Source organism: Streptomyces narbonensis (assembly GCF_014649015.1).
Lineage (GTDB): Bacteria > Actinomycetota > Actinomycetes > Streptomycetales > Streptomycetaceae > Streptomyces > Streptomyces narbonensis.
In genome coordinates, this window is sequence record NZ_BMSF01000001.1 from 406,444 (window position 1) to 431,643 (window position 25,200).

The 25,200-nt window shown below is 70.3% G+C and carries 21 protein-coding genes and 2 tRNA genes; 18 read left to right on the plus strand and 5 right to left on the minus strand.

Annotation, left to right across the window (positions count from 1 at the left end):
* Positions 1 to 19 precede the first annotated feature (19 nt).
* Positions 20 to 1,249, minus strand: a complete 1,230-nt coding sequence (locus tag IE124_RS01760) for a GNAT family N-acetyltransferase (RefSeq protein WP_189504045.1) — start codon at positions 1,247 to 1,249, stop codon at positions 20 to 22.
* 106 nt (positions 1,250 to 1,355) lie between these two features.
* On the opposite strand from IE124_RS01760, the gene IE124_RS01765 reads away from it, so the two are divergent.
* Together IE124_RS01765 and IE124_RS01770 are read left to right on the plus strand one after the other, a co-directional pair.
* Complete coding sequence (locus IE124_RS01765; RefSeq protein ID WP_189504047.1) at positions 1,356 to 2,501, plus strand: PP2C family protein-serine/threonine phosphatase; 1,146 nt, start codon at positions 1,356 to 1,358, stop codon at positions 2,499 to 2,501.
* Between the two features lie 191 nt (positions 2,502 to 2,692).
* Positions 2,693 to 2,887: a hypothetical protein gene (locus IE124_RS01770; RefSeq protein ID WP_030684996.1), complete on the plus strand. Its 195-nt coding sequence runs from the start codon at positions 2,693 to 2,695 to the stop codon at positions 2,885 to 2,887.
* A gap of 25 nt (positions 2,888 to 2,912) precedes the next feature.
* Here the strand turns inward: IE124_RS01770 and IE124_RS01775 are convergent, their stop codons facing one another.
* Positions 2,913 to 3,344 carry an amphi-Trp domain-containing protein gene (locus IE124_RS01775; protein ID WP_189504049.1) on the minus strand — a complete coding sequence of 144 codons (432 nt, stop codon included), beginning with the start codon at positions 3,342 to 3,344 and terminating at the stop codon, positions 2,913 to 2,915.
* Positions 3,345 to 3,478: 134 nt separating this feature from the next.
* Positions 3,479 to 3,552: transfer RNA gene (locus IE124_RS01780), tRNA-Gly, on the minus strand.
* A gap of 132 nt (positions 3,553 to 3,684) precedes the next feature.
* On the opposite strand from IE124_RS01780, the gene IE124_RS01785 reads away from it, so the two are divergent.
* The 5 genes from IE124_RS01785 to clpX all read left to right on the plus strand — a co-directional run bounded on the left by IE124_RS01785 (position 3,685) and on the right by clpX (position 8,343).
* A tRNA-Pro gene (locus IE124_RS01785) sits at positions 3,685 to 3,761 on the plus strand.
* Between the two features lie 171 nt (positions 3,762 to 3,932).
* Positions 3,933 to 5,318, plus strand: a complete 1,386-nt coding sequence (tig, locus tag IE124_RS01790; RefSeq protein WP_189504051.1) for a trigger factor — start codon at positions 3,933 to 3,935, stop codon at positions 5,316 to 5,318.
* Positions 5,319 to 5,560: 242 nt separating this feature from the next.
* Entirely contained in the window at positions 5,561 to 6,178 is a 618-nt protein-coding gene (locus IE124_RS01795; protein ID WP_189504053.1) for an ATP-dependent Clp protease proteolytic subunit, read from the plus strand.
* Positions 6,179 to 6,240: 62 nt separating this feature from the next.
* Positions 6,241 to 6,903: an ATP-dependent Clp protease proteolytic subunit gene (locus IE124_RS01800; protein WP_189504723.1), complete on the plus strand. Its 663-nt coding sequence runs from the start codon at positions 6,241 to 6,243 to the stop codon at positions 6,901 to 6,903.
* A gap of 156 nt (positions 6,904 to 7,059) precedes the next feature.
* The gene (clpX, locus tag IE124_RS01805) at positions 7,060 to 8,343 is read left to right on the plus strand and encodes an ATP-dependent Clp protease ATP-binding subunit ClpX (RefSeq protein ID WP_015033605.1); all 1,284 of its coding nucleotides are present in this window, start codon (positions 7,060 to 7,062) and stop codon (positions 8,341 to 8,343) included.
* 86 nt (positions 8,344 to 8,429) lie between these two features.
* Here the strand turns inward: clpX and IE124_RS01810 are convergent, their stop codons facing one another.
* A complete protein-coding gene (locus IE124_RS01810; protein WP_189504054.1) occupies positions 8,430 to 9,374 on the minus strand; it encodes a hypothetical protein in 945 nt (314 codons plus the stop codon).
* 138 nt (positions 9,375 to 9,512) lie between these two features.
* On the opposite strand from IE124_RS01810, the gene IE124_RS01815 reads away from it, so the two are divergent.
* Together IE124_RS01815 and IE124_RS01820 are read left to right on the plus strand one after the other, a co-directional pair.
* Positions 9,513 to 12,134, plus strand: coding sequence for a valine--tRNA ligase (locus IE124_RS01815; RefSeq protein ID WP_189504056.1), 2,622 nt, complete (start codon positions 9,513 to 9,515; stop codon positions 12,132 to 12,134).
* Positions 12,135 to 12,343: 209 nt separating this feature from the next.
* Entirely contained in the window at positions 12,344 to 13,483 is a 1,140-nt protein-coding gene (locus tag IE124_RS01820) for a sensor histidine kinase (RefSeq protein WP_229832021.1), read from the plus strand.
* A gap of 113 nt (positions 13,484 to 13,596) precedes the next feature.
* On the opposite strand, the gene IE124_RS01825 is transcribed toward IE124_RS01820, so the two are convergent.
* A complete protein-coding gene (locus tag IE124_RS01825) occupies positions 13,597 to 14,619 on the minus strand; it encodes a rod shape-determining protein (protein ID WP_189504060.1) in 1,023 nt (340 codons plus the stop codon).
* Between the two features lie 100 nt (positions 14,620 to 14,719).
* Here IE124_RS01825 and folC point away from each other — a divergent pair, with 100 nt between their 5' ends.
* From folC to IE124_RS01870, 9 genes are all read left to right on the plus strand, one after another.
* The gene (gene folC, locus IE124_RS01830) at positions 14,720 to 16,219 is read left to right on the plus strand and encodes a bifunctional tetrahydrofolate synthase/dihydrofolate synthase (protein WP_189504063.1); all 1,500 of its coding nucleotides are present in this window, start codon (positions 14,720 to 14,722) and stop codon (positions 16,217 to 16,219) included.
* A gap of 5 nt (positions 16,220 to 16,224) precedes the next feature.
* On the plus strand, positions 16,225 to 16,599 hold the full coding sequence (locus IE124_RS01835) for a DUF4233 domain-containing protein (RefSeq protein ID WP_189504064.1): 375 nt from the start codon (positions 16,225 to 16,227) through the stop codon (positions 16,597 to 16,599).
* 66 nt (positions 16,600 to 16,665) lie between these two features.
* Positions 16,666 to 17,079: a nucleoside-diphosphate kinase gene (gene ndk, locus IE124_RS01840; protein WP_055643470.1), complete on the plus strand. Its 414-nt coding sequence runs from the start codon at positions 16,666 to 16,668 to the stop codon at positions 17,077 to 17,079.
* Between the two features lie 305 nt (positions 17,080 to 17,384).
* Positions 17,385 to 18,404 (plus strand): rod shape-determining protein, encoded by a 1,020-nt coding sequence (locus IE124_RS01845; RefSeq protein ID WP_030317599.1) that lies wholly within the window; start codon positions 17,385 to 17,387, stop codon positions 18,402 to 18,404.
* Positions 18,405 to 18,497: 93 nt separating this feature from the next.
* A complete protein-coding gene (mreC, locus tag IE124_RS01850; protein ID WP_189504066.1) occupies positions 18,498 to 19,481 on the plus strand; it encodes a rod shape-determining protein MreC in 984 nt (327 codons plus the stop codon).
* Positions 19,478 to 20,146 carry a rod shape-determining protein MreD gene (mreD, locus tag IE124_RS01855; protein WP_189504068.1) on the plus strand — a complete coding sequence of 223 codons (669 nt, stop codon included), beginning with the start codon at positions 19,478 to 19,480 and terminating at the stop codon, positions 20,144 to 20,146. The genes mreC and mreD overlap by 4 nt, the downstream gene beginning before the upstream one ends.
* Positions 20,147 to 20,165: 19 nt before the next feature.
* The gene (mrdA, locus tag IE124_RS01860; RefSeq protein ID WP_189504070.1) at positions 20,166 to 22,352 is read left to right on the plus strand and encodes a penicillin-binding protein 2; all 2,187 of its coding nucleotides are present in this window, start codon (positions 20,166 to 20,168) and stop codon (positions 22,350 to 22,352) included.
* 4 nt (positions 22,353 to 22,356) lie between these two features.
* Positions 22,357 to 23,556 (plus strand): rod shape-determining protein RodA, encoded by a 1,200-nt coding sequence (gene rodA / locus IE124_RS01865; protein ID WP_189504071.1) that lies wholly within the window; start codon positions 22,357 to 22,359, stop codon positions 23,554 to 23,556.
* A gap of 38 nt (positions 23,557 to 23,594) precedes the next feature.
* Positions 23,595 to 25,166 carry a CYTH and CHAD domain-containing protein gene (locus IE124_RS01870; RefSeq protein WP_189504073.1) on the plus strand — a complete coding sequence of 524 codons (1,572 nt, stop codon included), beginning with the start codon at positions 23,595 to 23,597 and terminating at the stop codon, positions 25,164 to 25,166.
* Positions 25,167 to 25,200: the final 34 nt, after the last annotated feature.

Genomic DNA, 25,200 nt, shown 5'->3' on the forward strand with positions numbered 1-25,200 from the left:
GGGGCCCGGGCCCGCCCGCCTAGAACCCGTGCGGCAGCCAAGGCGCCACCGGCGACCCGAAGCCCACCGACGCCTCCACCAGCGCACCCTCCCGCAGCTCCCGCACCCGCCCGGCCGACGCCAGCGACACCAGCGACGTCCCGCCCAGGTACGCGGCGCCCAGCTCCCGTACCGACAGTTCGAGCTCCGCAGGATCCGACGTCCGGACGCAGACCGCGCCCTTGCCGTCACCCGTCAGCCGCCAACGCCCCTCGTTCCAGGGGCAGAATGCGTCCTCGACCTCGAACACCACGTCCACCGGCGCCTGGTACGTCCGCGCCTCCAGCGCCGCGCCCACCTCCACCAGACGCACGTGCAGCGAGTCCCGCAGCGTCGGGGCGCACCGCCGTACATCGCTCACCAGGTGCTGCCAGGCGTCGTCCACCGGACGGCCGTTGAGCCGCACCTCCTTGGTCAGGTCCACCGAGCAGAGGAACCGCCACAGCGCCGCCTCCGCCACCGCGTCGAGCCCCATCAGCTGATGGACCGCGACGGACCCCTCGGAACCCTTGAACGACCAGTCCGACTTGATCGCGTAGTGCGCGAACCCCACGACCTCCCCGGCCCGTTCGGCGAGCACGCACAGCCGCGGCGAGGAACCCTCCCGCTGGTCCGGCGGGTCGATCAGCGGCAGCCGCTCCCACTCGGGCAGCCGGGCGATCATCCCCGGCCGCGCGGGCACCAGCTTCGCGTACACCGCCTCGCACACGGCGGACGACTCCGTCAGGTCCGCCAGGCGCAGGGTCACCCCGTCCGTGCCCTCCGGCACCGACAGCCGCACCCGGGTCGTGTCGATCGTCGCCCGCGCCGCGTACGCGCCGACGCCGTAGCCGAACCGCCCGTAGATCTCCGGCTCCGAGGCTGTCAGGACCGCGAGCGACTCGCCCGCAGCCCGCAGGTCGTCAAGCTGGCGCCGCATCATCGAGGTCAGGATCCCGCGACGGCGGTGCGTCCCCGCCACGCTCACCATCGTCACCCCGCCCGCCGGCACCGACGCCCCGCCCGGCACCGTGAGCCGGAAGGAGAACGCGCCCGCCGTCCCCACACAGAGATCGCCGTCCCACACCCCCAGGAAACGGTCGAACTCGGTCACGTCGCGCCACAGAGTCCGCTCCTCCGGCGCCTCCGGCACACCCCCGAACGCCAGCTCCAGGACATCGAACCAACGATCCCACTCGGTCGGGTCGAGAACCCGCAGTTCAGTCGTCATATGCCATCGATATCAGCGCGGCGCGTCCAGGGCGACCCGATTTCACGCACATTGTCACCGGGGTACCCCTGCACGATGACGGACGAGGTGGATAGGGTCCAGGCCAATGGGACACCGCGCGGGAGTGAACACGTACGCGGCCCGGACGCGCAGGCGCGCCCGCCGGGCCCGCATCGCGCTGCGCAGGTCCGGCGTCGACTACTTCCGCGGGGACGGCTCCGACTGGCTCGCCTTCGCCGGACTCCTGCTGATGATCCCGGCCATCGCCTGCGGCACCCTCCTCGACCCGGTCTGGTGCGCGCCCTCCGCTCTCGTCCTGCCCATCGTCGCCGGCGGACTACTGCTCCGCCCTGCCAGCCTGCTCGGCCTGTACGCGGCCGCCGCCGGCGCCCTCATCGTCGAGTCCGTCGTCCTCGGCCCGTACACCCAGGGCCCCGCCCGGGTCACCCCCGGCACCGTCCTCACCGTCGCCGCCTGCGGACTCTTCGGCCTCCTCATCGCCCAGTTCCGCGCCCGTGTCGGCGTGCCCTGGCGGCGCGGCGGCACCATGCTCTTCGACCTGCGCGAACGCATCCGCGTCCAGAGCGCCCTGCCCCGGCTCCCGCAGGGCTGGCACCGCGAGATGGCGCTCCGCCCGGCCGGCGGCCAGTCCTTCTCCGGCGACTTCGTCGTCGCAGCCCGCACCCACGGCGGCCGCACCCTGGAGGTCGTCCTGACGGACGTCTCGGGCAAGGGCATGGACGCCGCCTCCCGCTCCCTCCTCCTGTCCGGCGCCTTCGGCGGCCTCCTCGGCTCGCTCCCGCCCCACGGCTTCCTGCCCGCCGCCAACGGCTACCTGCTCCGGCAGAACTGGGACGAGGGCTTCGCCACCTCCATCCACCTCGTCCTCGACCTGGAATCCGGCGACTACGAGCTCTTCTCCGCCGGGCACCTCCCCGCGCTCCAGCTCCACGCGGGCAACGGCCGCTGGGAGGAGAAGGCCGCGGACGGCCCCCTCCTCGGTGTCTACGACGGGGCCGAGTTCCACCCGGTCAAGGGCTCGCTGCTGCCCGGCGACGTCCTCATGCTCTTCACCGACGGCCTCGTCGAGGCCGCCGACCGGGACATCGCCGAGGGCATCGACCGCCTCACCGGCGAGGCCGACCGCTGCGTCGCCGAGGGCTTCGAGGGCGTCACCTGGCACCTGATCGAGGCCGTCGCCAAGGACGTCAACGACGACCGGGCCCTCCTCCTCATCTCCCGCCGCGCCTGAACACGCAGGCCAGGTACGGCTCGCACGGGCGGGGCGGCCGTGTGAGTCCGGCTCCCGTGGTGCCCTTCCCGAGGGGATGATTCGCCACCCGGCAACGGGGGCAGGGGGGTTGATGGCACCATGGAGCCGGGGGGTGTCAGGCGTGCGCTCCCCGGCGGGCAAGGCGGGACCGACCGAGGGTGTGATCAGTTGTGGCCATTTCACTGTCTGTGGTGTTGCTGTTGGCAATCATCCTGGTGGTGCTGATCCGAGGGGGGAACCTCAAGGGCGGACCGGCCGTCGTCGCCGTCCTCTTCGGCTTCTTCCTCGCCTCCACCGGCATGGCCGACGACATCCAGCGCTTCCTGGACTCGATAACGCAGACGGTCGGCTCCATCAAGTTCTGAGCCACGGGACGCCCCCAGGGGGTGTCTAGCGGGACTTGGAGGCCTTGGCCGTCGTGGTCGCCCTGGACTTCTTGGCGCTCGCCGCGGGCGGCTTCGCGGGCTGCGCGTCCGGTTTGGCGGGCTGCGTGGCCTGCTTCGCGCTCTGCGTGGCGGCCGGCTTCGGCGCGGACCGCTTCGCGCCCATGGTCCCGCCCGAGACGGCGGCGCTCGGCTTCGCCGGCGTCCGGGCCCCGCGCGTCGACCACTTGAGCTCGATCTCCAGCTCGATCTCGCCGTCCTCGATCTCCAGCTCCACCTCGCTGCGGAACTCCTCGGGGACGTGCAGGATCAGCGTTCCGGCTCCCAGCTCCAGTTCGGCCTCCCCGCCCTCCCGCAGCGCGGCCGCCAGGGCGGTCAGCTGATCGGCTGCCTCGAGACGGGACACCGAGCGCTTCCGCTCGAACTTCAGGTCCTTCATCGCTACCTCCGGTGCGACGGGAGACGGGCTGAGCCCAGTCTGCGCGAGCACGCCGGACCCGGCATCTCGCGAGCCACCGGAAAACGCCTCGGGGCCGGCCCTGGAGAGACTTCTCCGGACCGGCCCCGAGACCGTGGAGCGGGTGACGGGAATCGAACCCGCGTAGCTAGTTTGGAAGACTAGTGCTCTACCATTGAGCTACACCCGCACAGCATCGCGCCGCAGGTCACGAGGACCGCGGCACGGACAGCATGTTAGCGGGTCGGAGCACCTTTCCGCACACCCGTAAAACGGGGGGCGCCGCAGTGTCCGCGTCCATGTACCCTACGTGTCGCACCGACGGGGTGTGGCGCAGCTTGGTAGCGCGTCCGCTTTGGGAGCGGAAGGCCGTGGGTTCAAATCCCGCCACCCCGACCAGGACGATCACGCGCCCACCAGTCGCGTTCTTGATCACGTTGTGGCTGCCTCCCCGCTTGCGGTTACTATGCAAGCTGCGTGCCCGTGTGTCTTTCTGACCGGGCCGACCCGCCGGAACCGCTGACCGCGGAGACGGTGGATTCCAGGAATCAGCCACAAGGAGACCGAACCGTGAAGAGCGCCGTGGAGACCCTGAACCCGACCCGGGTTCGGCTCACTGTCGAGGTGCCCTTCGAGGAGCTCAAGGACAGCCTCGACGCGGCGTACAAGAAGATCAACCAGCAGGTCACGGTCAAGGGCTTCCGTAAGGGCAAGATCCCGGCTCGCGTGATCGACCAGCGGTTCGGCCGCGGCGCCGTGCTGGAAGAGGCCGTCAACGACGCGCTCCCGAAGTTCTACACCGAGGCCGTCAACGAGGCCGAGGTCAACCCGCTGGGTCAGCCCGAGGTCGACATCACCGAGCTGAAGGACGGCGAGCTGCTGGCCTTCACCGCCGAGGTCGACATCCGCCCGACGATCGAGATCCCGGACTACTCCGGCATCGAGGTCACCGTCGACGCGGTCGAGGTCACCGACGAGGACATCGAGAAGTCGGTCGAGCAGCTCCGTGAGCGCTTCGCCTCGACCTCCACCGTCGAGCGGGCCGCCCAGGACGGCGACGTCGTCACCATCGACCTCGAGGCCAAGGTCGACGGCGAGGTCCTGCCCGACGGTGTCGCCGACGGTGTCTCGTACACCATCGGTTCCGGCGAGCTGCTCGACGGCATCGACGAGGCCGTCAAGGGCCTGGAGGCCGGTGGCGAGGCCACCTTCACCTCGCAGCTGAAGGGCGGCTCCGCCGAGGGCAAGGACGCGGAGGTCACCGTCAAGGTCACCACCGTCGCCGCCCGTGAGCTCCCCGAGCTGGACGACGAGTTCGCGCAGATGGCGTCGGAGTTCGACACCCTCGACGAGCTCAAGGCCGACAGCCGCAAGCGCCTCGAGAACATGAAGCAGTTCGACCAGGCCACCCAGGCCCAGGAGCGCGTCCTCGACGAGCTCCTCAAGCTGGTCGAGGTCCCGATGCCCGAGAAGCTTCTCGAGGACGAGATCAACACCCGCAAGCACAACCTGGAGCACCACCAGCTCGGCCAGATGGGCATCGACCTCGCGAAGTACCTGGAGCTCCAGGGCAAGACCGAGGAAGAGTTCCTGGCGGAGACCAAGGAGCAGGCCGAGAAGGGCATCAAGACGCAGTTCATCCTCGATGAGCTCGTCAACAAGGAGAAGCTCGACGTCTCCCGCGAGGAGCTCACCGAGCACCTCTTCCGTCGCGCCGCCTCCTCCGGCATGAGCCCCGACCAGTTCGCCCAGGCCGTGGCCCAGGGCGGCCAGGTGCCGATGCTCGTCGGCGAGGTCGCCCGCGGCAAGGCCCTCGCGGTCGTCGTCGAGGCCGCCAAGGTCGTCGACACCAACGGTGAGGTCGTCGACCTCTCCGACGACGAGGACGAGGTCGAGGCCGCCGCCGAGGCCGTCGAGGCCGTCACCGGCGAGGCCGAGGTCTCCGAGGACAAGTAAGCGGCTCCGCGCCCCGGCGCCGAACCCCGTTCCACGGGCCCGTACGCACTGCTGTGCGTCCGGGCCCGTGGGCGTACCGGAAGCCCTTATGCGCCCGCGCGTACCTTGCGCTCCCAGCGAACAGTTCGGGAACCGGGATGGCGTTGTCCTACCTGCGCGTTAGGGTCCATGAATACGAGGGCACTGCCCTCAGAACAAGACGCTGAGACGGCCTTGGCCGTCGGAGACGAGCAGGTGGATACGTGACGAATCTGAAGCCTTACGCCGCGGGTGAGCCGTCCATCGGTGGCGGCCTCGGCGACCATGTCTACAACCGGCTGCTCGGCGAGCGGATCATCTTCCTCGGCCAGCAGGTCGACGACGACATCGCCAACAAGATCACCGCTCAGATGCTTCTCCTGGCCGCCGACCCGGAGAAGGACATCTTCCTGTACATCAACAGCCCCGGTGGCTCCGTGACGGCCGGCATGGCCGTCTACGACACCATGCAGTACATCCCCAACGACGTCGTCACCATCGGTATGGGCATGGCGGCCTCCATGGGCCAGTTCCTGCTCACCGGCGGTACCCCCGGCAAGCGCTTCGCCCTGCCGAACACCGACATCCTGATGCACCAGGGCTCCGCCGGCATCGGCGGCACGGCCTCCGACATCAAGATCCAGGCCGAGTACCTCCTGCGCACGAAGCAGCGCATGGCCGAGATCACCGCGCACCACTCCGGCCAGACCGTCGAGGCGATCATCCGCGACGGCGACCGTGACCGCTGGTTCACCGCGGACGAGGCCAAGCAGTACGGCCTCATCGACGACATCATCACGCACGCCGCGGGCGTTCCGGGCGGTGGCGGCACGGGCGCCTGAGCGCCTTCAGCCCGCCCCAGAGCCCCAGCCCACCGAACGCCACCAGGACGGTGAACACCCAGATGCAGAACAACCTCTCCGCGAGCGGCCTCTACACCGGCGCGCCGATGGACAACCGCTACGTCGTTCCGCGCTTCGTCGAGCGCACCTCGCAGGGCGTCCGCGAGTACGACCCGTACGCGAAGCTCTTCGAGGAGCGCGTGATCTTCCTCGGCGTGCAGATCGACGACGCCTCGGCCAACGACGTCATGGCGCAGCTCCTGTGCCTGGAGTCGATGGACCCGGACCGCGACATCTCGATCTACATCAACAGCCCGGGCGGCTCCTTCACCGCCCTCACGGCCATCTACGACACGATGCAGTTCGTGAAGCCGGACATCCAGACGGTCTGCATGGGTCAGGCGGCCTCCGCCGCGGCCGTGCTGCTCGCCGCCGGTACGCCCGGCAAGCGGATGGCCCTGCCGAACGCCCGCGTGCTGATCCACCAGCCCTCCGGTGGCACCGGCCGCGAGCAGCTCTCCGACCTGGAGATCGCGGCCCGCGAGATCCTGCGGATGCGCACGCAGCTGGAGGAGATGCTGGCCAAGCACTCCTCGACGCCGATCGAGAAGATCCGCGACGACATCGAGCGTGACAAGATCCTGACGGCGGAGGACGCCCTCGCCTACGGCCTGGTCGACCAGATCGTCTCGACCCGCAAGAGCACCGCCTCCGCGGAGCGCTGACGTCCGACCTTCCCTCGGCACGGGGCACATGACGCATTCCCGTCCATGTGAACCGTGCCAAGGGGGGCCCGAACGGGGGCCCCGGCAAGGTACCGTCGAATATGAGGCACCAGGAGTCGCTGAACCAAGCACTCCCAGGCGAAGGGGAAGCACCTCGTGGCACGCATCGGTGATGGCGGCGACCTGCTCAAGTGCTCGTTCTGCGGAAAGAGCCAGAAGCAGGTGAAGAAGCTCATCGCGGGTCCCGGTGTGTACATCTGCGACGAGTGCATCGACCTCTGCAACGAGATCATCGAGGAAGAACTCGCGGAGACGAGCGAGGTGCGCTGGGAGGAACTCCCCAAGCCCCGCGAGATCTACGAGTTCCTCGAGGGGTACGTCGTCGGGCAGGAGCCCGCGAAGAAGGCCCTCTCGGTCGCGGTGTACAACCACTACAAGCGCGTCCAGGCCGGCGAGAACGGCGGCGCGCAGGGCCGGGACGACGCCATCGAACTGGCGAAGTCCAACATTCTGCTGCTCGGCCCCACGGGCTCCGGGAAGACGCTCCTCGCGCAGACCCTGGCCCGCATGCTGAACGTCCCGTTCGCCATCGCCGACGCGACGGCGCTGACGGAGGCCGGCTATGTCGGCGAGGACGTCGAGAACATCCTGCTCAAGCTGATCCAGGCGGCCGACTACGACGTCAAGAAGGCCGAGACCGGGATCATCTACATCGACGAGATCGACAAGGTCGCCCGTAAGAGCGAAAACCCGTCGATCACGCGTGACGTGAGCGGTGAGGGCGTCCAGCAGGCCCTCCTCAAGATCCTGGAGGGCACCACCGCCTCCGTACCGCCGCAGGGCGGGCGGAAGCACCCGCACCAGGAGTTCATCCAGATCGACACGACGAACGTGCTCTTCATCGTGGGCGGCGCCTTCGCCGGCCTCGAGAAGATCATCGAGTCGCGGGCGGGCGCCAAGGGCATCGGCTTCGGGGCGACCATCCGCTCCAAGCGCGAGATCGAGGCGAGCGACCAGTTCCAGGAGGTCATGCCGGAGGACCTGGTGAAGTTCGGGATGATCCCGGAGTTCATCGGCCGCCTCCCCGTCCTCACCTCGGTCCACAACCTGGACCGCGAGGCGCTCCTCCAGATCCTCGTCGAGCCGCGGAACGCCCTGGTGAAGCAGTACCAGCGCCTCTTCGAACTCGACGGCGTGGAGCTGGACTTCGACCGCCCGGCCCTGGAGGCCATCGCCGACCAGGCGATCCTCCGCGGCACCGGCGCGCGCGGCCTGCGCGCCATCATGGAGGAGGTCCTCCAGTCGGTGATGTACGAGGTCCCGTCCCGCAAGGACGTGGCCCGGGTCGTCATCACGGCGGACGTCGTCCGGAACAACGTCAACCCGACGCTGGTCCCCAGGATCGTGAAGAACGACGGCAGGCACGAGAAGTCGGCCTGACGCCACGAGCGTGACGCAGTGAGGGGGTCCCACCCGAAGGTGGGACCCCCTCATTCGTTCTCATGTCCGGTCGGAGACCGGGAGGTTCAGAGCTTGACGCGGACTTCCTTGCGGAGCTTGGCGGTGAGGGAGGCGGCGTCCTCCATCGAGCCCGACTTGCCCGCGAACATGTCGGCCATGTTCACCGGGACGACGAAGCCGACCGTGCTGTGGTCGGCCCACACGCAGAACGTCATGGAGAACGCCGGGGTGGACTCGGCCGGGTTGGCCTCGGACTTGGCCTCCTGGCACTTGAGGATGGCGCCGTCCAGCTCCGCCGGGGTGAACTCCTGGGGGCTGCCGACCAGTTTCGGCTCGTCGGCCTTCGCCTCGTCCTTCTCGGCCTCGGCCTTGATGCCCGCGAAGACGCTGTCGATGGTCTTCTCGGGGTCGTCGATCTCGCCGTAGAGACCGCTGAAGGAGAGCAGCTTGCCGCCGAGCGGGTTGGCGGCGTCCTTCACCTCCCAGCTGGCGCCGACGTCCTTGGCGTTCTTGACGCCCTTCTGCTCGGGGTCCTTGAGGGAGTCCTTCTGATTGCCGCCGGGCTTCTTCTTGTACTCGGTGAGCACCGTGTCCGGGGTGGTCAGCTTGTGCGGGCCGTCGTCCGCGACCGAGGAGCTGCCACCGCCGAAGACGAAGTACGCGCCGACGCCGATCGCCGCGACGACCGCGACCGCGCCGATGATCCAGCCGGCCTTGGACTTCTTCGGGGCCGGGGGGTGCGGGACGTAGCCGCCGGGGCCCTGGGGGGCGCCGTACTGCGGCTGCTGGCCGTAGGGGCCCGGCTGCTGCTGCGGGTAGCCGTACGGCGGCTGTTGCGGCGGCACGCCCTGAGGAGCCTGCTGGGGGTACCCGTAACCCGGCTGGGGAGCCTGCGGCTGGCCGTACGGGCCCGGCTGCTGCGGCTGCTGGCCGTACGGGCCCGGCTGGCCGTAGGGCCCGGGCTGCTGGGGCGGCTGGCCGCCGTACGGGCCGGGCTGGTTGTAGCTCATCGACAGGTTCCCCTCACAGGATGTTTATGTCTGCCGAACATCCTGGCGGAAGCGATGACCACGAAGTGCGGCGGGGGCCACACCGTTACCGAACCAAAGCGTTTCGGCACAAGGCGAGGACACCCCTAAACTGACCCCGTGACCGAGAACACTCAGCAGCAGACAGCGCCCACCACCGAACTGCCGACCCAGTACGCGCCGGCCGAGGTAGAGGGGCCGCTGTACCAGCGCTGGGTAGAGCGCGGGTACTTCGAGGCGGACGAGAAGAGCGAGAAGCCGCCGTACACGATCGTCATCCCGCCGCCGAACGTCACCGGTTCGCTCCACCTGGGCCACGCCTTCGAGCACACGCTGATCGACGCCCTCACCCGCCGCAAGCGCATGCAGGGCTTCGAGACGCTGTGGCAGCCCGGCATGGACCACGCCGGCATCGCCACCCAGAACGTCGTCGAGCGCGAGCTCGCCAAGGAGGGCAAGTCCCGCCACGACCTGGGCCGCGAGGCCTTCGTCGAGCGCGTCTGGCAGTGGAAGGCCGAGTCCGGCGGTCAGATCTCCGGCCAGATGAAGCGTCTGGGTGACGGCGTCGCCTGGTCCCGTGAGCGCTTCACCATGGACGAGGGTCTGTCCCAGGCCGTCCAGACCATCTTCAAGAAGCTCTACGACGACGAGCTGATCTACCGCGCCGAGCGCATCATCAACTGGTGCCCGCGCTGTCTCACGGCGATCTCGGACATCGAGGTCGAGTACCAGGACGACGACGGCGAGCTCGTCTCGATCCGGTACGGCGAGGGTGACGACTCCCTGGTCGTCGCCACCACCCGTGCCGAGACGATGCTCGGTGACACGGCCGTCGCCGTCCACCCCGACGACGAGCGGTACAAGCACCTGGTCGGCAAGCAGATCAAGCTGCCGCTGACCGACCGCACGATCCCGGTCGTCGCCGACACCCACGTCGACCCCGAGTTCGGCACCGGCGCCGTCAAGGTGACCCCGGCGCACGACCCGAACGACTTCGAGATCGGCCAGCGCCACGACCTGCCGAACCTCGCCGTCATGGACGAGCGCGCCATCATCACGGCCCACGGTCCCTTCCAGGGCCTGGACCGCCTGGAGGCCCGCTCCGCCATCGTCGCCGCGCTGCGCGCCGAGGGCCGGATCGTCGCCGAGAAGCGTCCGTACACCCACTCCGTCGGCCACTGCTCGCGCTGCAAGACCACCATCGAGCCGCGCCTGTCGATGCAGTGGTGGGTCAAGGTCGGCCCGCTCGCGCAGGCCGCCGGTGACGCGGTCCGCGACGGCAAGGTCAAGATCCACCCGCAGGAGATGGAGAAGCGGTACTTCGACTGGGTCGACAACCTGCACGACTGGTGCATCTCGCGCCAGCTGTGGTGGGGCCACCGCATCCCCGTCTGGTACGGCCCGAACGGCGAGGTCGTCTGCGTCGGACCCGACGAGCAGGCGCCGACGGGCGAGGGCTGGCACCAGGACACGGACGTCCTGGACACCTGGTTCTCCTCCGGCCTGTGGCCGTTCTCCACGCTCGGCTGGCCCGAGCGGACCGAGAGCCTCGAGAAGTTCTATCCGAACTCCGTCCTGGTCACCGGCTACGACATCCTCTTCTTCTGGGTCGCCCGGATGATGATGTTCGGTCTGTACGCGATGGACGGCACCCCGCCGTTCCACACCATCGCCCTGCACGGCATGGTCCGTGACCAGAACGGCAAGAAGATGTCGAAGTCCTTCGGCAACGTGGTCAACCCGCTGGACTGGATGGACACGTACGGCTCCGACGCCGTCCGCTTCACCCTGGCCCGCGGCGCCAACCCGGGCGTCGACGTCCCGATCGGCGAGGACTGGGTCCAGGCCTCCAGCAAGTTCGCCAACAAGATCTGGAACGCCACCCGCTTCGCCCTGATGAACGGCGCGACGGTCGAGGGCCCGCTGCCGGACGCCTCGGAGATGTCGGCGACCGACCGCTGGATCCTGTCGCGGCTCAACAAGACGGTCGCCGAGGTCGACGCGTTCTACGACGACTACCAGTTCTCCAAGCTGTCGGACGCCCTCTACCACTTCGCGTGGGACGAGGTCTTCGACTGGTACGTCGAGCTGTCGAAGACGACGTTCTTCGCCGGCGGCGAGGGCGCCCGGGTCTCCGGCCGTGTCCTCGGCGAGGTCCTCGACGTCATGCTGCGCCTGCTGCACCCGGTGGTCCCGTTCGTCACCGAGACGCTGTGGACCACGCTGACCGGCGGCGAGTCCGTCGTGATCGCCGACTGGCCGAAGGACAGCGGCTTCCGCGACGCGGCCGCCGAGCAGGAGATCGCCCTGGTCCAGCGGGTCATCACCGAGGTCCGCAGGTTCCGCAAGGAGCAGGGCCTCCAGGACGCCCAGAAGGTGCCCGCCCGCCTCACGCTCGACGGCACCTCGCTCGCCGCGCACGAGGCGGCCATCCGCCAGATCCTGCGCCTCCAGCCGGAGGGTGAGGGCTTCTCGGCCACCGCCTCCCTGCCGGTCGCCGGGGCGACGGTCGCGCTGGACCTGTCGGGCACGATCGACGTGGCCGCCGAGCGCAAGCGCCTCGCGAAGGACCTCGCGGCGGCGGAGAAGGAGAAGGCCCAGGCGAACGGGAAGCTCGGGAACGAGGCCTTCCTCGCCAAGGCCCCGGACAACGTGGTCGACAAGATCCGTGGCCGCCTCGCCAAGGCGGACGAGGACATCGCCCGCATCCAGACGCAGCTGGCGACCCTGCCGCAGGCGTAGCCCGTACGGAAGGGGCCCGGAACCGATGACGACCATCGGTTCCGGGCCCCTTCCGCGTGTCCCCCAGGAGGCGGCTCCGCTCCTCGGGCCGGCCCGGCATCCCCGCGATTTCCGAGTGAGACAGCAATGTGGGCGAAGTGCCTGATCTCACACCAGAAGGGACTTCGGGTCCGCCGTTCCGGGACGAAAGACCTTGGATGATGGACGGCATGCTCCGCCTCCCCACCGTCCCCGCGCTGCGCCGTTGTGCGGACCGGTGGGCCGCCTCGCCCCGCGCCCTCGACGTCGTCGCCGCGCTGAGCGCCTTCGGCCTGATGGTCCTCGACGTGCCGGGCCTCGCCCGCGCCGACAACTCGCTGACCGGGATCACCGCGACCCTCGTCCTGGCGGCCGGGGCGGCCACGCTGGTGCTCAGGCGCCGGCTGCCGTGGGTCCCGTACCTCGTGGCGCTCGGCCTGATGGGGTGGCTCCACGAGCTGACCATGATCCAGTTCGCGCTGTACTCGATCGGCCGGTTCCGGGGGAGGCGGGCCGCGGTCGCCGCCACCGTGCTCTACATCGGCGTGGCGTGCGCCTTCTTCCAGACGCCCGGCTGGCCCGCCCGGCACGGCGCCACCCTGATGGACTTCCTGAGCATCGTCGTCCCGATCGGGGTGCTCGCGGCGGGCGTCGGCATCGCCGCGTACCGCCAGGACCTCGTGCGCGCCCTGGAGTTCCAGCGCCGCGAGGCGGCCGCCCGGCAGGCCGTGCAGGAGGAGCGGATCTCGGTCGGCCGGGACGTCCACGACCTGGTCGGCCGGGAGCTCACCGTCCTCGCGGTACGGGCCGAGGTCCTCGCCGTACGTGCCCGGGGCGAGGCCCGCCAGAAGGACTTCGAGGAGCTCGCGGACACCGCCCGCCGCGCCCACCTCATGCTCAACGAGACGATCGTGCGCCGCGCCGACCGGGAGGCGGCCACTCCCGGGCTCGAAGGACTCGCCGTCCTCGCCGAGGAGAGCGAACGGATGGGCAGCCCCGTGGACCTGACGGTTGCCGACGCGGCCAGGGCGCTGTCGCCGCTGCGGCAGGCGGCCGTCCACCGGGTCGTCCGGGAGTGTCTGACGAACGCTGCCAAGCACGCGCCCGGCCTGCCGGTGGCGGTCGCGATCACGCTGGAGGGCCCCGATCTGCGGATCGAGGTGCGCAACCCGCTGCCGAAGAACCCGCCGGACCCGGCGCCGGTCTCGACGGGCACCGGGCTGTTCTCGATGGAGGAGCGTGTCGCCAGCATGGGTGGCACGCTGAAGGCCCGCGCGGAGGACGGCGCCTACGCGGTGACGGCGCTGCTCCCGACGGGCCTGGAACGCTGAGGCGTACGGGCTCGGGGGCCGTCCTGATCCGTCGTACGGGCTCGGGGGCCGTCCTGATCCGTCGTACGGGCTCGGGGGCCGCCCCGATCCGTCGGTACGGGCCTCGGCTCCCCCTAACGCCCCCGCTCCGCCTTCCCCATGACCCGCTGGAGGCTGTCGAAGTCCTCCACGCACCGCCCAGACCCCAGCACCACGCAGTCCAGCGGCCGGTCCGCTACGAAGACCGGGATCTCCGTCGCCGAGGCCAGCCGCAGGTCCAGACCCGGCAGCAGCGCCCCGCCGCCGGTCAGGACGATGCCGTGCTCCATCACGTCGCCGGACAGCTCCGGCGGACACTCCTCCAGGGTCGCCCGCACCGCCGCGATGATCGCCTCCACCGGCTCGTCGAGCGCCGCCCGCACCTCCGGCACCGTCAGCTCCACCGTCCGGGGCAGCCCGCTGACCTTCTCCCGCCCCCGCACGGTGTAGGTGGCCCGCTCCCGCTCCTCCTCGCCCGGCACCGGCCACGCCGAGCCGATCGCGACCTTGACGTCCTCGGCCGTCCGCTCGCCGATGAGGAGCGAGTGCTCCTTGCGGACGAAGTCGGTGACGGCCGCGTCGAGGCGGTCGCCGCCGACCCGCAGCGACCGGGCCGTGACGATCCCGCCCAGGGAGATGACCGCCACCTCCGTCGTCCCGCCGCCGATGTCGACGACCATCGAGCCGCGTGGGTCGGAGACCGGGAGCCCCGCCCCGATCGCCGCCGCCATCGGCTCCTCGACGAGGTGCACCGCCCGCGCCCCCGCCGAGAGCGAGGCATGCACGATCGCCCGCCGCTCGACCGGCGTCACCCCGCTCGGCACACAGACCACCATCCGGGTGCGGGGCCTGCGGCGGCCCGGGACCGCCTTGCGCACGAAGTGCCGGATCATCTCCTCGGCCGCCTCGTAGTCGCTGATCACGCCGTCCTTGAGCGGGCGGATCGCGCTGATCGACCCCGGTGTGCGGCCGATCGTCTCCTTCGCCTCGGTGCCGACCGCGAGCGCCTGTCGCGAGCCCTCCTGGACCGCCACCACGGACGGCTCGTTGAGCACGATGCCCTGGCCGCGGGCGTAGAGGAGCGTGTTGGCCGTGCCGAGGTCGATCCCTATGTCCATGATCGCCAAGTTTGCCGGGCCGATACGGCGGGCGGTGGACCGAAAGTCCCGAAAGGGGTGGGTCCATGGTCCTGTCGGTGCCCCTCCGTAGACTGGCCCCGTGAGCGAGCCGAGCGACCCGAATGACCAGTTCGACGACATCGTCGACAACGAGACGAACCGCGACCCCGACCTGGCGGTGATCGAGGCCGGCAGCCGTACGCTGCGCACCCAGGGCGGTCCGCCGCAGGGCGACCCCGTGCCGAGCCGTCCCGAGGACCCGGAGCTCGACAAGGCCCTGCGCGAGGTCGAGACCGAGCTGTCCACCCGCTGGGGCGAGACCAAGCTGGAGCCCTCGGTCACCCGGATCGCGGCCCTGATGGACGTGCTCGGCGAGCCGCAGCGCGCGTACCCCTCGATCCACGTCACCGGCACCAACGGCAAGACGTCGACGGCCCGCATGATCGAGGCGCTGCTCGGCGCCTTCGAGCTGCGCACCGGGAGGTACACCTCGCCGCACGTGCAGACGATCACCGAGCGGATCAGCCTGGACGGCGCCCCGATCTCGGCCGAGCGGTTCATCGAGACGTACCAGGACGTCAAGCCGTACGTGGAGCTGGTCGACGCCCGCGAGGAGTACCGCCTCTCCTTCTTCGAGGTCCTCACCGGAATGGCGTACGCGGCCTTCGCCGACGCCCCGGTCGACGTGGCCGTCGTCGAGGTCGGCATGGGCGGCACCTGGGACGCGACGAACGTCATCGACGCCTCGGTCGCCGTCGTCACCCCGATCGACCTCGACCACACCGACCGGCTCGGCGGGACCACCGGCGAGATCGCCGGCGAGAAGTCCGGGATCATCAAGCAGGGCGCGACCGTCATCCTGGCCCAGCAGCCGGTGGACGCCGCCCAGGTCCTGCTGAAGAAGGCCGTCGAGACGGACGCCACCGTCGCCCGCGAGGGCATGGAGTTCGGCATCGTCTCCCGCGAGGTCGCGGTCGGCGGGCAGCTCCTCACCCTGCGCGGTCTCGGCGGCGAGTACGACGGCGTGTTCCTGCCGCTGCACGGCGCCTACCAGGCGCACAACGCGGCCGTGGCGCTCGCCGCGGTCGAGGCCTTCTTCGGGATCGGCGCGGACCACGCGCGGACCCTGGACGCGGACACGGTCCGCCGGGCCTTCGCCCAGGTGGCCTCGCCCGGCCGCCTGGAGATCGTCCGCTCCTCCCCGACGGTGATCCTCGACGCCGCGCACAATCCGCACGGCGCGCGGGCCACGGCGGAGGGCGTCAGCGAGGCGTTCGGCTTCTCGCGGCTCGTCGGCGTGGTCTCCACGAGCGCCGACAAGGATGCCCGGGGTCTTCTGGAGGCCTTCGAGCCGATCTTCGCGGAGGTCGTGATCACCACGAACTCCAACCCGCGGGCCACGGACGTCGACGCGCTCGCCGCCATCGCGGTCGAGGTCTTCGGCGAGGACCGGGTCGTCGTCGAGCCCCGGCTGCCCGACGCTCTCGAAGCGGCCATCACCCTCGCGGAGGAAGAGGCCGAGTACGGCGGCGCGGGAGTCCTCGTGACCGGTTCGATCTTCACGGTCGGCGACGCCCGGCTGCTGCTGCGAAGGGGCTGAATCCGATGCGCGTGCTCTGCTCCTCGACACTCATCGGCGAGTTCTTCGTCATCGGCTTCGCCGGTCTCGTCGCCATGAAGGACGACAGCCTGGCGATGTCGACGGTCTGGACCGTCTGCGGCGTCGCGATGGTCCTCTCGGTGCTGCTGTGCGGGATGGTCACCCGCCCCGGCGGCGTACAGCTCGGCTGGGTGCTCCAGATCGGTCTCATCGCCAGCGGTTTCTTCGTGCCGGTCATGTACGTCCTCGGGGCCGCCTTCGCCGTCCTGTGGTGGGCCTCGGTGCACTACGGCCGGAAGGTCGACGACATCAAGGCCCGCTGGGCCGAGTCCCAGGCCGGGCAGGGCGCGCAGGCCACGGCAGGGCCTGACGCTGCGTAATCGAGGGTCGTCCGGGACCTGTAGCCTCGGAGGTCCCGCACACCGCTTTTCCGAAGGAGTCCCCCCGTGAGCCAGCGCACGCTCGTCCTGCTCAAGCCCGACGCCGTCCGCCGTGGCCTGATCGGCGAGATCATCGGCCGTATCGAGCGCAAGGCCGGCTGGAGCCTGGCGGCCCTGGAGCTGCGCGAGCTGGACCAGGACACGCTGGAGCAGCACTACGGCGAGCACAAGGGCAAGCCCTTCTACGAGCCGCTGATGGGCTTCATGTCCTCCGGTCCCGTCGTCGCGCTCGTCGTCGAGGGCGAGCGGGTCATCGAGGGCGTCCGCCAGCTCGCCGGCCCGACCGACCCGATCGCCGCCGCGCCCGGCTCCATCCGCGGCGACTTCGGCACCATCGTCCGCGAGAACCTGATCCACGCCTCGGACTCCGAGGAGTCGGCGCTCCGCGAGCTGAAGATCTTCTTCCCGGGTCTCGTCTGATCCGGTGCCGATCGGATGCTGACCCGGCGTCAGCCGATCGGCACAACCCTGTGGGGCGACCGAAGGAATTTCGGTCGCCCCCAGGCATATGAACGCCAATCCCGGGAACGGATCGCCGCGTCCTACCGTCACCTGTACAGAGGTGGACCGCCGCGCGGTATCCGGGCGGGCGGCACTACGATGGAAAACTCCACGCCGCACCACCTTCAGCCACCCATTTCAGCCACCGTTTCGCCTGCCTGAGAAGCCGTCAACGCTCGCTGGGGAAGGCCCGAAGCATCCTCATGGGAAACAAGGGGAACTCAATGTCGTTCATCGGCCGTGACATGGCTATCGACCTCGGGACTGCCAACACGCTGGTGTACGTCAGGGGGCGTGGCATCGTCCTCAACGAGCCGTCCGTCGTCGCGATCAACACCAACACCGGCGGCATCCTGGCGGTCGGCGCCGAGGCGAAGAAGATGATCGGCCGGACGCCCGGCAACATCGTCGCCGTCCGCCCGCTCAAGGACGGCGTGATCGCCGACTTCGAGATCACGGAGCGGATGCTCCGCTACTTCATCCTCAAGATCCACAAGCGTCGCTACCTCGCGCGCCCCCGGGTCGTCGTCTGCGTGCCCTCCGGCATCACCGGCGTGGAGCGCCGCGCCGTCATCGAGGCCTCGACGCAGGCCGGTGCCCGCCAGGTGCACATCATCGAGGAGCCCATGGCGGCGGCCATCGGTTCGGGCCTCCCCGTCCACGAGGCCACCGGCAACATGGTCGTCGACATCGGCGGCGGCACCACCGAGGTCGCCGTCATCTCGCTCGGCGGAATCGTCACGGCACAGTCGATCCGGGTCGCCGGCGACGAGCTGGACAACGCGATCATCCAGCACATCAAGAAGGAGTACTCGCTCCTCCTCGGCGAGCGGACCGCCGAGCAGATCAAGATCACCATCGGCTCGGCCTACGACCTGGACAAGGACGAGCACACCGAGATCCGCGGCCGCGACCTCGTCTCCGGCCTGCCCAAGACGGTGGTCATCTCCGCCGCCGAGGTCCGCAAGGCCATCGAGGAGCCGGTCAACGCGATCGTCGACGCCGTGAAGACGACCCTGGACAAGTGCCCGCCGGAGCTCTCCGGTGACGTCATGGACCGCGGCATCGTTCTCACGGGTGGCGGCGCCCTGCTGCGCGGCCTCGACGAGCGGCTCCGCCGTGAGACCGGCATGCCGATCCACATCGCCGAGGACCCGCTGGACTCGGTGGCGCTGGGCTCCGGCAAGTGCGTGGAGGAGTTCGAGGCCCTCCAGCAGGTCCTGGACGCCCAGCCGCGCCGCTAGCCGCGGTACCGCACCCGCACCACACGAGCAGAACCCACAAGAGAACACGTACAGCCGAACAACGAACCACGAGGAAAGGCACGGCCGCCGCACGTGAGGGACACACGAGAGAGCCGGCTGCTCCTGGTGCTGCTGATCGCCATCGCGTTCGCACTGATCACGGTGGACATCCGCGGAGGCCAGGAGTCACCCGTCGACGGTGCCCGACAGGCCGCCGCCGCGGTCTTCGGACCCGTCGAGAACGGTGTGGCGGCGGCCGTCGACCCCATCGGGAACGCCATAGGCGCGGTACGCGACTCCGGTGAGCGGCACACCCGGATCGCCGCCCTGGAGAAGGAGAACGCCGAGCTGAAGGCCGAGCTCGGCAGCGACGACCGCAACCGAAACCGGCTGCGCGAGCTCGACTCCATCCTCAGGACGGCCGGCGCCGGACAGTACGGCATCAAGGGCGCGCAGGTCATCGCCATAGGAGCGGCCCAGGGCTTCTCCTGGACCGTGACCGTCGACATCGGCGCCCGCGACGGCGTCAAGCGGGACATGACCGTGCTCAACGGCTCCGGACTCGTCGGCCGCGTCACCACCGTCGGCCCGTCCACGTCCACGGTCCTGCTCGCCAACGACCCCGACTTCACCGTCGGCACGCGCATGGAGAAGAGCAACGAGCTCGGCTTTGCCACCGGCCAGGGCGACGGCCCCCTGCTCGTTCAGCTCCTCAACGGCAAGGCCAAGGTGAAGCAGGGCGACCGTCTCGTCACCTTCGGCTCCAGCGGCGACAAGCCCTTCGTGCCCGGCGTCCCGGTCGGCGAGATCGTTCGCATCGACCCCGCGGGCGGCGGCCTGACCCGAAACGTCTACGTCCGCCCGTACGTCGGCTTCACCAAGCTCGACATCGTCGGCGTCGTCGTCCAGGCCCCGGTCTCCAACCCGCGCGACACGGTCCTGCCGCCGAAGCCCAAGCCCGCCCCGACCGTCACCGTCACGGTCACGCCGCCGCCACCGGACGGACAGCAGGCCGCCGACGGACAGAAGCCGAACGAGAACCAGCAGGGCCAGGACCAGGGGGACGCGACACCGTGAAGTTCAACCGCATCCTCCTCTCCGCGACCCTGATCGTGGTCGCCCTCGTCGTCCAGGTCTCCGTCCTCGCCCGCCTGCAACTCCCCGGCGCCGTACCCGACCTGGTCCTCCTCACCGTGGTCGCCCTCGCCCTGGTGTACGGCCCCGTTAGCGGCTCCCTCATCGGCTTCACCGCCGGCCTCCTCGCCGACCTCGCCCCGCCCGCGGACCACGCCGCCGGCCGCTACGCCCTCGTGCTCTGCGTCATCGGCTACCTCGTCGGCCTCGCCAAGCCCGAGAACGGCCGGCTGACCTCGGCGACCGGCCCCATGGCCGTCGTCGTCGCCGCGGCCGTCGGCTCCACGCTCCTCTACGCGGGCGTGGGCGCCCTCGTGGGGGACACCGCCGCCCGCCATGTGGGCCTCGGCTTCCTGCTCTTCACCGCGGCGGTCTACGACCTGCTCCTCGCGCCCTTCACCGTGCCGCTCATCATGGCGCTGGCCCGGCGCGCCGAGAACGATCCACTCGCCGACGCCACCGGGGCGAACGGCGCCGACGTCGCCTCCGGCTGGCTCTCCTCCGGCACGGGCCTGCGGATCGGCAACCAGCGCGGCGGCCTGCGCGTGAAGGCCGCCCGCGGCCGCGCCTCACGGGCCGGACGCATCAAGGGAGTCAAGCGACTGTGACCGAGGGGGTCCCGGCAGTATGAGCAACATCCCCGAGACCGGGCGGACCCCGCGGGTCCAGATCCGGCTCGTCGTCATCCAGATCCTCGTCTTCTCGCTGCTCCTGACCCTGGGAGGCCGCCTCTGGTACCTCCAGATCCGGAACGGCAAGGAGTACACGGACGAGGCGAAGAACAACCACGTCCAGCAGGTCGTCCGGCCCGCCGTCCGCGGCTCCATCCTCGACGCCCGCGGCGTCCCGCTCGCCGACAACGAGACCCGCCTGGTCGTCTCGGCGTCCCGCACCGAGCTGATGAAGATAAAGGACAAGGGCAAGGACGTCCTCACCCGGCTCGCCGGCGTCCTGGAGATGAAGCCCGAGGACGTCATCAACAAGATCCGCCTCTGCGACTCCCAGACCCCCAAGCCCTGCTGGAACGGTTCGCCCTACCAGCCGATCCCGGTCACCGACGAAGCCACCACCCAGCAGGCGCTGACGATCCGCGAGGCCTCGGAGGACTTCCCCGGCATCACCGCCGAACCCGCCGCCGTGCGCCGCTACCCCGCGCCCGGAAAGGCCCGCACCTCTCAGGTGCTCGGCTACCTCTCACCCGTCACCGACACCGAGATCGAGAAGGCCAAGGACGGCGACTCGCCGTTCCTCCGCTCCGACCAGGTCGGCCGCTCCGGCATCGAGCGCACGTACGACAAGGAGCTGCGGGGCAAGGCGGGCGTCACCCGGTACGAGGTCGACAACCTCGGCCGGGTCATGGGCCAGACCGAGTCCGACCCCGGGGTCGCCGGCTCCACCCTCGTCACCAGCATCGACGCCCGGGTCCAGGCCGTCGCCGAGTACGAGCTCAACCAGGCCATGAAGACCGTCCGCGGCGAGACCGACAAGATCACCAACCGCAAGTACGAGGCCGACTCGGGCGCCGTCGTCGTCATGGAGACGAAGACCGGCCGCATCGTCGCGATGGCCTCCCAGCCCGACTACGACCCGAACGCCTGGGTCGGCGGCATCTCCGCCAAGGACTACGCCGCGCTCACCAGCAAGAACTCCAACTACCCGCTGCTCAACCGGGCCATCCAGGGCCAGGCCGCCGCCGGCTCCATCTTCAAGGTGGTGTCGGCGAGCGCCGCCGTCCGGGCCGGCCACGACTTCAACGACAAGTACAACTGCAGCAGCTCCTACAGCCTCGGCAACCGCAGCTTCGCCAACTTCGAGTCCCAGGGACACGGCCCCATCACCCTGGGCGAGGCCCTCAAGTTCTCCTGCAACACCGTCTTCTACGCCCTGGGCCACCAGGAGTGGCAGCGTGATGGCGGAATAAAGCCCAAGAAGGGCGCCAACGACTGGTTCTACCGGACCGCCCGGGACTTCGGCCTCGGCTCCGAGACCGGCATCGACCTGCCCAACGAGGTCAAGGGCCGCATCCCCGACCGCCAGTGGAAGCAGAACTTCTGGGCGGCCAACAAGGACGCGTGGTGCAAGCAGGGCAAGAAGGGCGGCACCTACGTCCAGCAGATCGCCTACGAGAGCTGCCTCGAAGGCAACCAGCTCAAGGCCTACGACAGCATCAACTTCGCCATCGGCCAGGGTGACGTCCTCGTCACCCCCATCCAGATGGCCACCGCCTACTCCGCCATCAGCAACGGCGGCACCCTCTTCAACCCCACCGTCGGCAAGGCCGTCATCAGCCCCGACGGCAAGAGCGTCCGGGAGATCAAGCCGACGGCGCACGGCAAGCTGCCGGTCGGCGCCGAGACCATCAGGGACCTCGACAAGGGACTGCGCTCGGTCGTCGAGCCCGGCGGCACCGCGGCCTGGCGCTTCGGCGGCTGGCCCCAGGACAAGATCCCGCTGCGGGCCAAGACCGGCACCGCCCAGGTCTACGGCAAGCAGACCACCTCGTGGCTGGCGACCTACTCCGACGACTTCACCATCGTCATGACGATCTCCCAGGGCGGCACCGGCTCCGGCGCTTCCGGCCCCGCCGTGCGCAACATCTACGACGCCCTCTACGGCCTCGACGACGCGGGCAACCAGGACCTCAAGCGGGCCCTGCTCCCCGCGCCGCAGAAGGCCCTGCCGAAGGTCAACGCCGACGGCACCATCGACGCGCCCGACATCACGGCGTACGACCCGAAGTCGCAGCTGGTCGAGCCCACCGAGAACGCGGGCCCGCCGCCACTCGCGGGCCCGCCCCCCGGAAAGCGGGACTGACCCGATGACGACACGTACGAGCTTCTCCGTCTCGCGCTACGCACCCGAGCGCGGGCCGCTGGCGAAACTCACCGCCCGCGACTCGCTGCTCCGGCGCCTCGACTGGCCGATGCTGCTCTCGGCGCTCGCGCTCTCCTTCATCGGCTCGCTGCTCGTCTGGTCCGCGACCCGGAACCGCACCGAGCTGAACCAGGGCGACCCGTACTACTTCCTCTTCCGGCACGTGCTCAACACCGGCATCGGGGTCGCCCTGATGATCGGCACGATCTGGCTCGGCCACCGCACCCTGCGCGGCGCGGTCCCGATCCTCTACACGCTCTCGATCGTGCTGATCCTCGCCGTGCTCACCCCGCTCGGCGCCACCATCAACGGCGCCCACGCGTGGATCGTCGTCGGCGGCGGCTTCTCCCTCCAGCCCAGCGAGTTCGTGAAGATCACGATCATCCTGGTCATGGCGATGCTGCTGGCGGCCAAGGTCGACGCCGGCGACCAGATCCATCCCGACCACCGGACCGTCGCCAAGGCCCTCACCCTGGCCGCGCTCCCCATGGGCATCGTCATGCTGATGCCCGACCTCGGCTCGGTCATGGTCATGGCCGTCATCGTGCTCGGCGTGCTGCTCGCCTCCGGCGCCTCCAACCGCTGGGTCCTCGGCCTGATCGGCGCGGGCATCGGCGGCGCGGTCCTGGTCACGGCGCTCGGCATGCTGGACGAGTACCAGATCAACCGCTTCGCGGCCTTCGCCAACCCCGACCTCGACCCCGCGGGCGTCGGCTACAACACCAACCAGGCCCGTATCGCGATCGGCTCCGGCGGCCTCCTCGGCGCCGGGCTCTTCAAGGGCTCCCAGACCACCGGCCAGTTCGTCCCCGAGCAGCAGACGGACTTCGTCTTCACGGTCGCGGGCGAGGAACTGGGCTTCGTCGGCGCGGGCCTGATCCTGCTGCTCCTCGGCGTCGTCCTCTGGCGGGCCTGCCGGATCGCCCGCGAGACCACCGAGCTCTACGGCACGGTCGTCGCGGCCGGCATCATCGCCTGGTTCGCCTTCCAGTCCTTCGAGAACATCGGCATGACGCTCGGCATCATGCCGGTCGCGGGCCTGCCGCTGCCCTTCGTGTCGTACGGAGGCTCGTCGATGTTCGCGGTGTGGGTGGCGATCGGGCTGCTGCAGTCGATCCGGGTGCAGCGCCCGATGACGGCGTAGGGCCCGCCGGGCGGGGCCAGGCGTATTAGATTCGTCTCATGGCGGAGACGAAGCGCGAGATCGAGCGGAAGTACGAAGCCACGAGCAGGACCCGGGTTCCGGACCTCACCCGGGTCCCCGCGGTCGCGGAGGTGGTGGACCGGGGCGTCATGGAGCTCGACGCGGTCTACTACGACACCCCCGACCTACGGCTCGCCGCCGACGCGATCACCCTGCGGCGCCGCACCGGCGGGAGCGACGAGGGCTGGCACCTCAAGCTCCCCGTCGCCTCCGGCATCCGCGACGAGATCAGGGCCCCGCTGGCCGACACCCTCCCGGGTGAGCTGGCGGGGCTTCTGCGTTCCCGGGTCCGGGACGGCGAGGTCGTCCCCGTCGTACGGCTCCGCTCCGCCCGTGACGTCCGCCACCTCCAGGCCGCCGACGGCACCCTCCTGGCCGAACTCTCGATCGACACCGTCCACGCGGAACGGCTGCCCGGGGGAGCCGAGGCCGCCTGGACGGAGATCGAGGTCGAACTGGCCGACGACACCGAGGGAACGGACGGCGCGGACGAGGCGCTCCTCGACGCGATCGAGAAGCGGCTGCGCAAGGCGGACATCCGCCCCTCGTCGGCCCCCTCCAAGCTGTCGAGGGCCCTGAAGGAGACGTCCACGGACGGCGACACGGCCTCCGGCGGCGCCCTCGCCCCCACCGGAGCCTCGGCACCCGGCGGCGCCCCCGCCCCCGGCACCGCCGGGCACGCCGTCCTCGCCTACGTGCGCGAGCAGGCCGAGGCGATCGTCGCGCTCGACCCGGCCGTCCGGCGGGACCTGCCCGATGCCGTGCACCAGCTGCGGGTCGCGTGCCGCCGGATGCGCAGCGCCTTCAAGACGTATCGGAAGGTCCTCGACAGGGACGTCACCGACCCGGTCGGCGCGGAGCTGAAGTGGCTGGCCGGCGAGCTCGGCGTCGCCCGGGACCAGGAGGTGCTGACCGAGCGGCTGCGCGGCCGGATCGACGCGCTGCCCCGGCCCCTGCGCCTCGGACCGGTCCGCGGCCGGCTGCGGACCTGGTCGGCGGCCCACGCCCGGAGCGGCCGGCGCCGAGTCCTCGCCGCGCTGGACTCGGCCCGCTACCTCGCCCTGCTCGACACCCTCGACGAGCTGCTCGCCGACCCGCCCCTGCGGAAGGCCGCCGGCCGTGACGCCCGCAAGGTCCTCGCCCGCGCCGTCCTCAAGGACCACGACCGCCTCACCGCCCGGGTCGGCCGGGCTCGCGCCCTCGACCCCGGCCGGGAGCTCGACGTGGCCCTCCACGAGGCCCGCAAGGCCGCCAAACGCGCGAGGTACGCGGCCGACGCCGCCGCCCCCACCCTCGGCAAGCCCGCACGGAGGTTCGCGAAGCGTGTGAAGTCCGTCCAGTCGCTTCTGGGCGAACACCAGGACGCCGTCGTCGCCCGGGAGGCCCTGCGCGAGCTCGCGGACCAGGCGCACGCGGCCGGCGAGACCGCTTTCACCTGGGGACTTCTCCACGGCCGGGAGGAGACGGCGGCCGCGGCCGCGGAAGGCGAGCTCCCCGGCGCCTGGGCCAGGGCGTCGGCCCCGGAGATCCGCGCGGCGCTGACCCGCTGAGCACCGGGGTACGCTTGAGAGTCGCCCCCCTGCC

What these genes read in the sequence shown, in the direction of transcription:
- IE124_RS01760 (WP_189504045.1), bottom strand. Translation starts at nt 1,249, where the DNA reads ATGACGACTGAACTGCGGGTTCTCGACCCGACCGAGTGGGATCGTTGG.
- IE124_RS01765 (WP_189504047.1), top strand. Translation starts at nt 1,356, where the DNA reads ATGGGACACCGCGCGGGAGTGAACACGTACGCGGCCCGGACGCGCAGG.
- IE124_RS01775 (WP_189504049.1), bottom strand. Translation starts at nt 3,344, where the DNA reads ATGAAGGACCTGAAGTTCGAGCGGAAGCGCTCGGTGTCCCGTCTCGAG.
- IE124_RS01800 (WP_189504723.1), top strand. Translation starts at nt 6,241, where the DNA reads ATGCAGAACAACCTCTCCGCGAGCGGCCTCTACACCGGCGCGCCGATG.
- IE124_RS01810 (WP_189504054.1), bottom strand. Translation starts at nt 9,374, where the DNA reads ATGAGCTACAACCAGCCCGGCCCGTACGGCGGCCAGCCGCCCCAGCAG.
- IE124_RS01820 (WP_229832021.1), top strand. Translation starts at nt 12,344, where the DNA reads ATGCTCCGCCTCCCCACCGTCCCCGCGCTGCGCCGTTGTGCGGACCGG.
- IE124_RS01825 (WP_189504060.1), bottom strand. Translation starts at nt 14,619, where the DNA reads ATGGACATAGGGATCGACCTCGGCACGGCCAACACGCTCCTCTACGCC.
- IE124_RS01835 (WP_189504064.1), top strand. Translation starts at nt 16,225, where the DNA reads ATGCGCGTGCTCTGCTCCTCGACACTCATCGGCGAGTTCTTCGTCATC.
- IE124_RS01845 (WP_030317599.1), top strand. Translation starts at nt 17,385, where the DNA reads ATGTCGTTCATCGGCCGTGACATGGCTATCGACCTCGGGACTGCCAAC.
- mrdA (WP_189504070.1), top strand. Translation starts at nt 20,166, where the DNA reads ATGAGCAACATCCCCGAGACCGGGCGGACCCCGCGGGTCCAGATCCGG.
- rodA (WP_189504071.1), top strand. Translation starts at nt 22,357, where the DNA reads ATGACGACACGTACGAGCTTCTCCGTCTCGCGCTACGCACCCGAGCGC.
- IE124_RS01870 (WP_189504073.1), top strand. Translation starts at nt 23,595, where the DNA reads ATGGCGGAGACGAAGCGCGAGATCGAGCGGAAGTACGAAGCCACGAGC.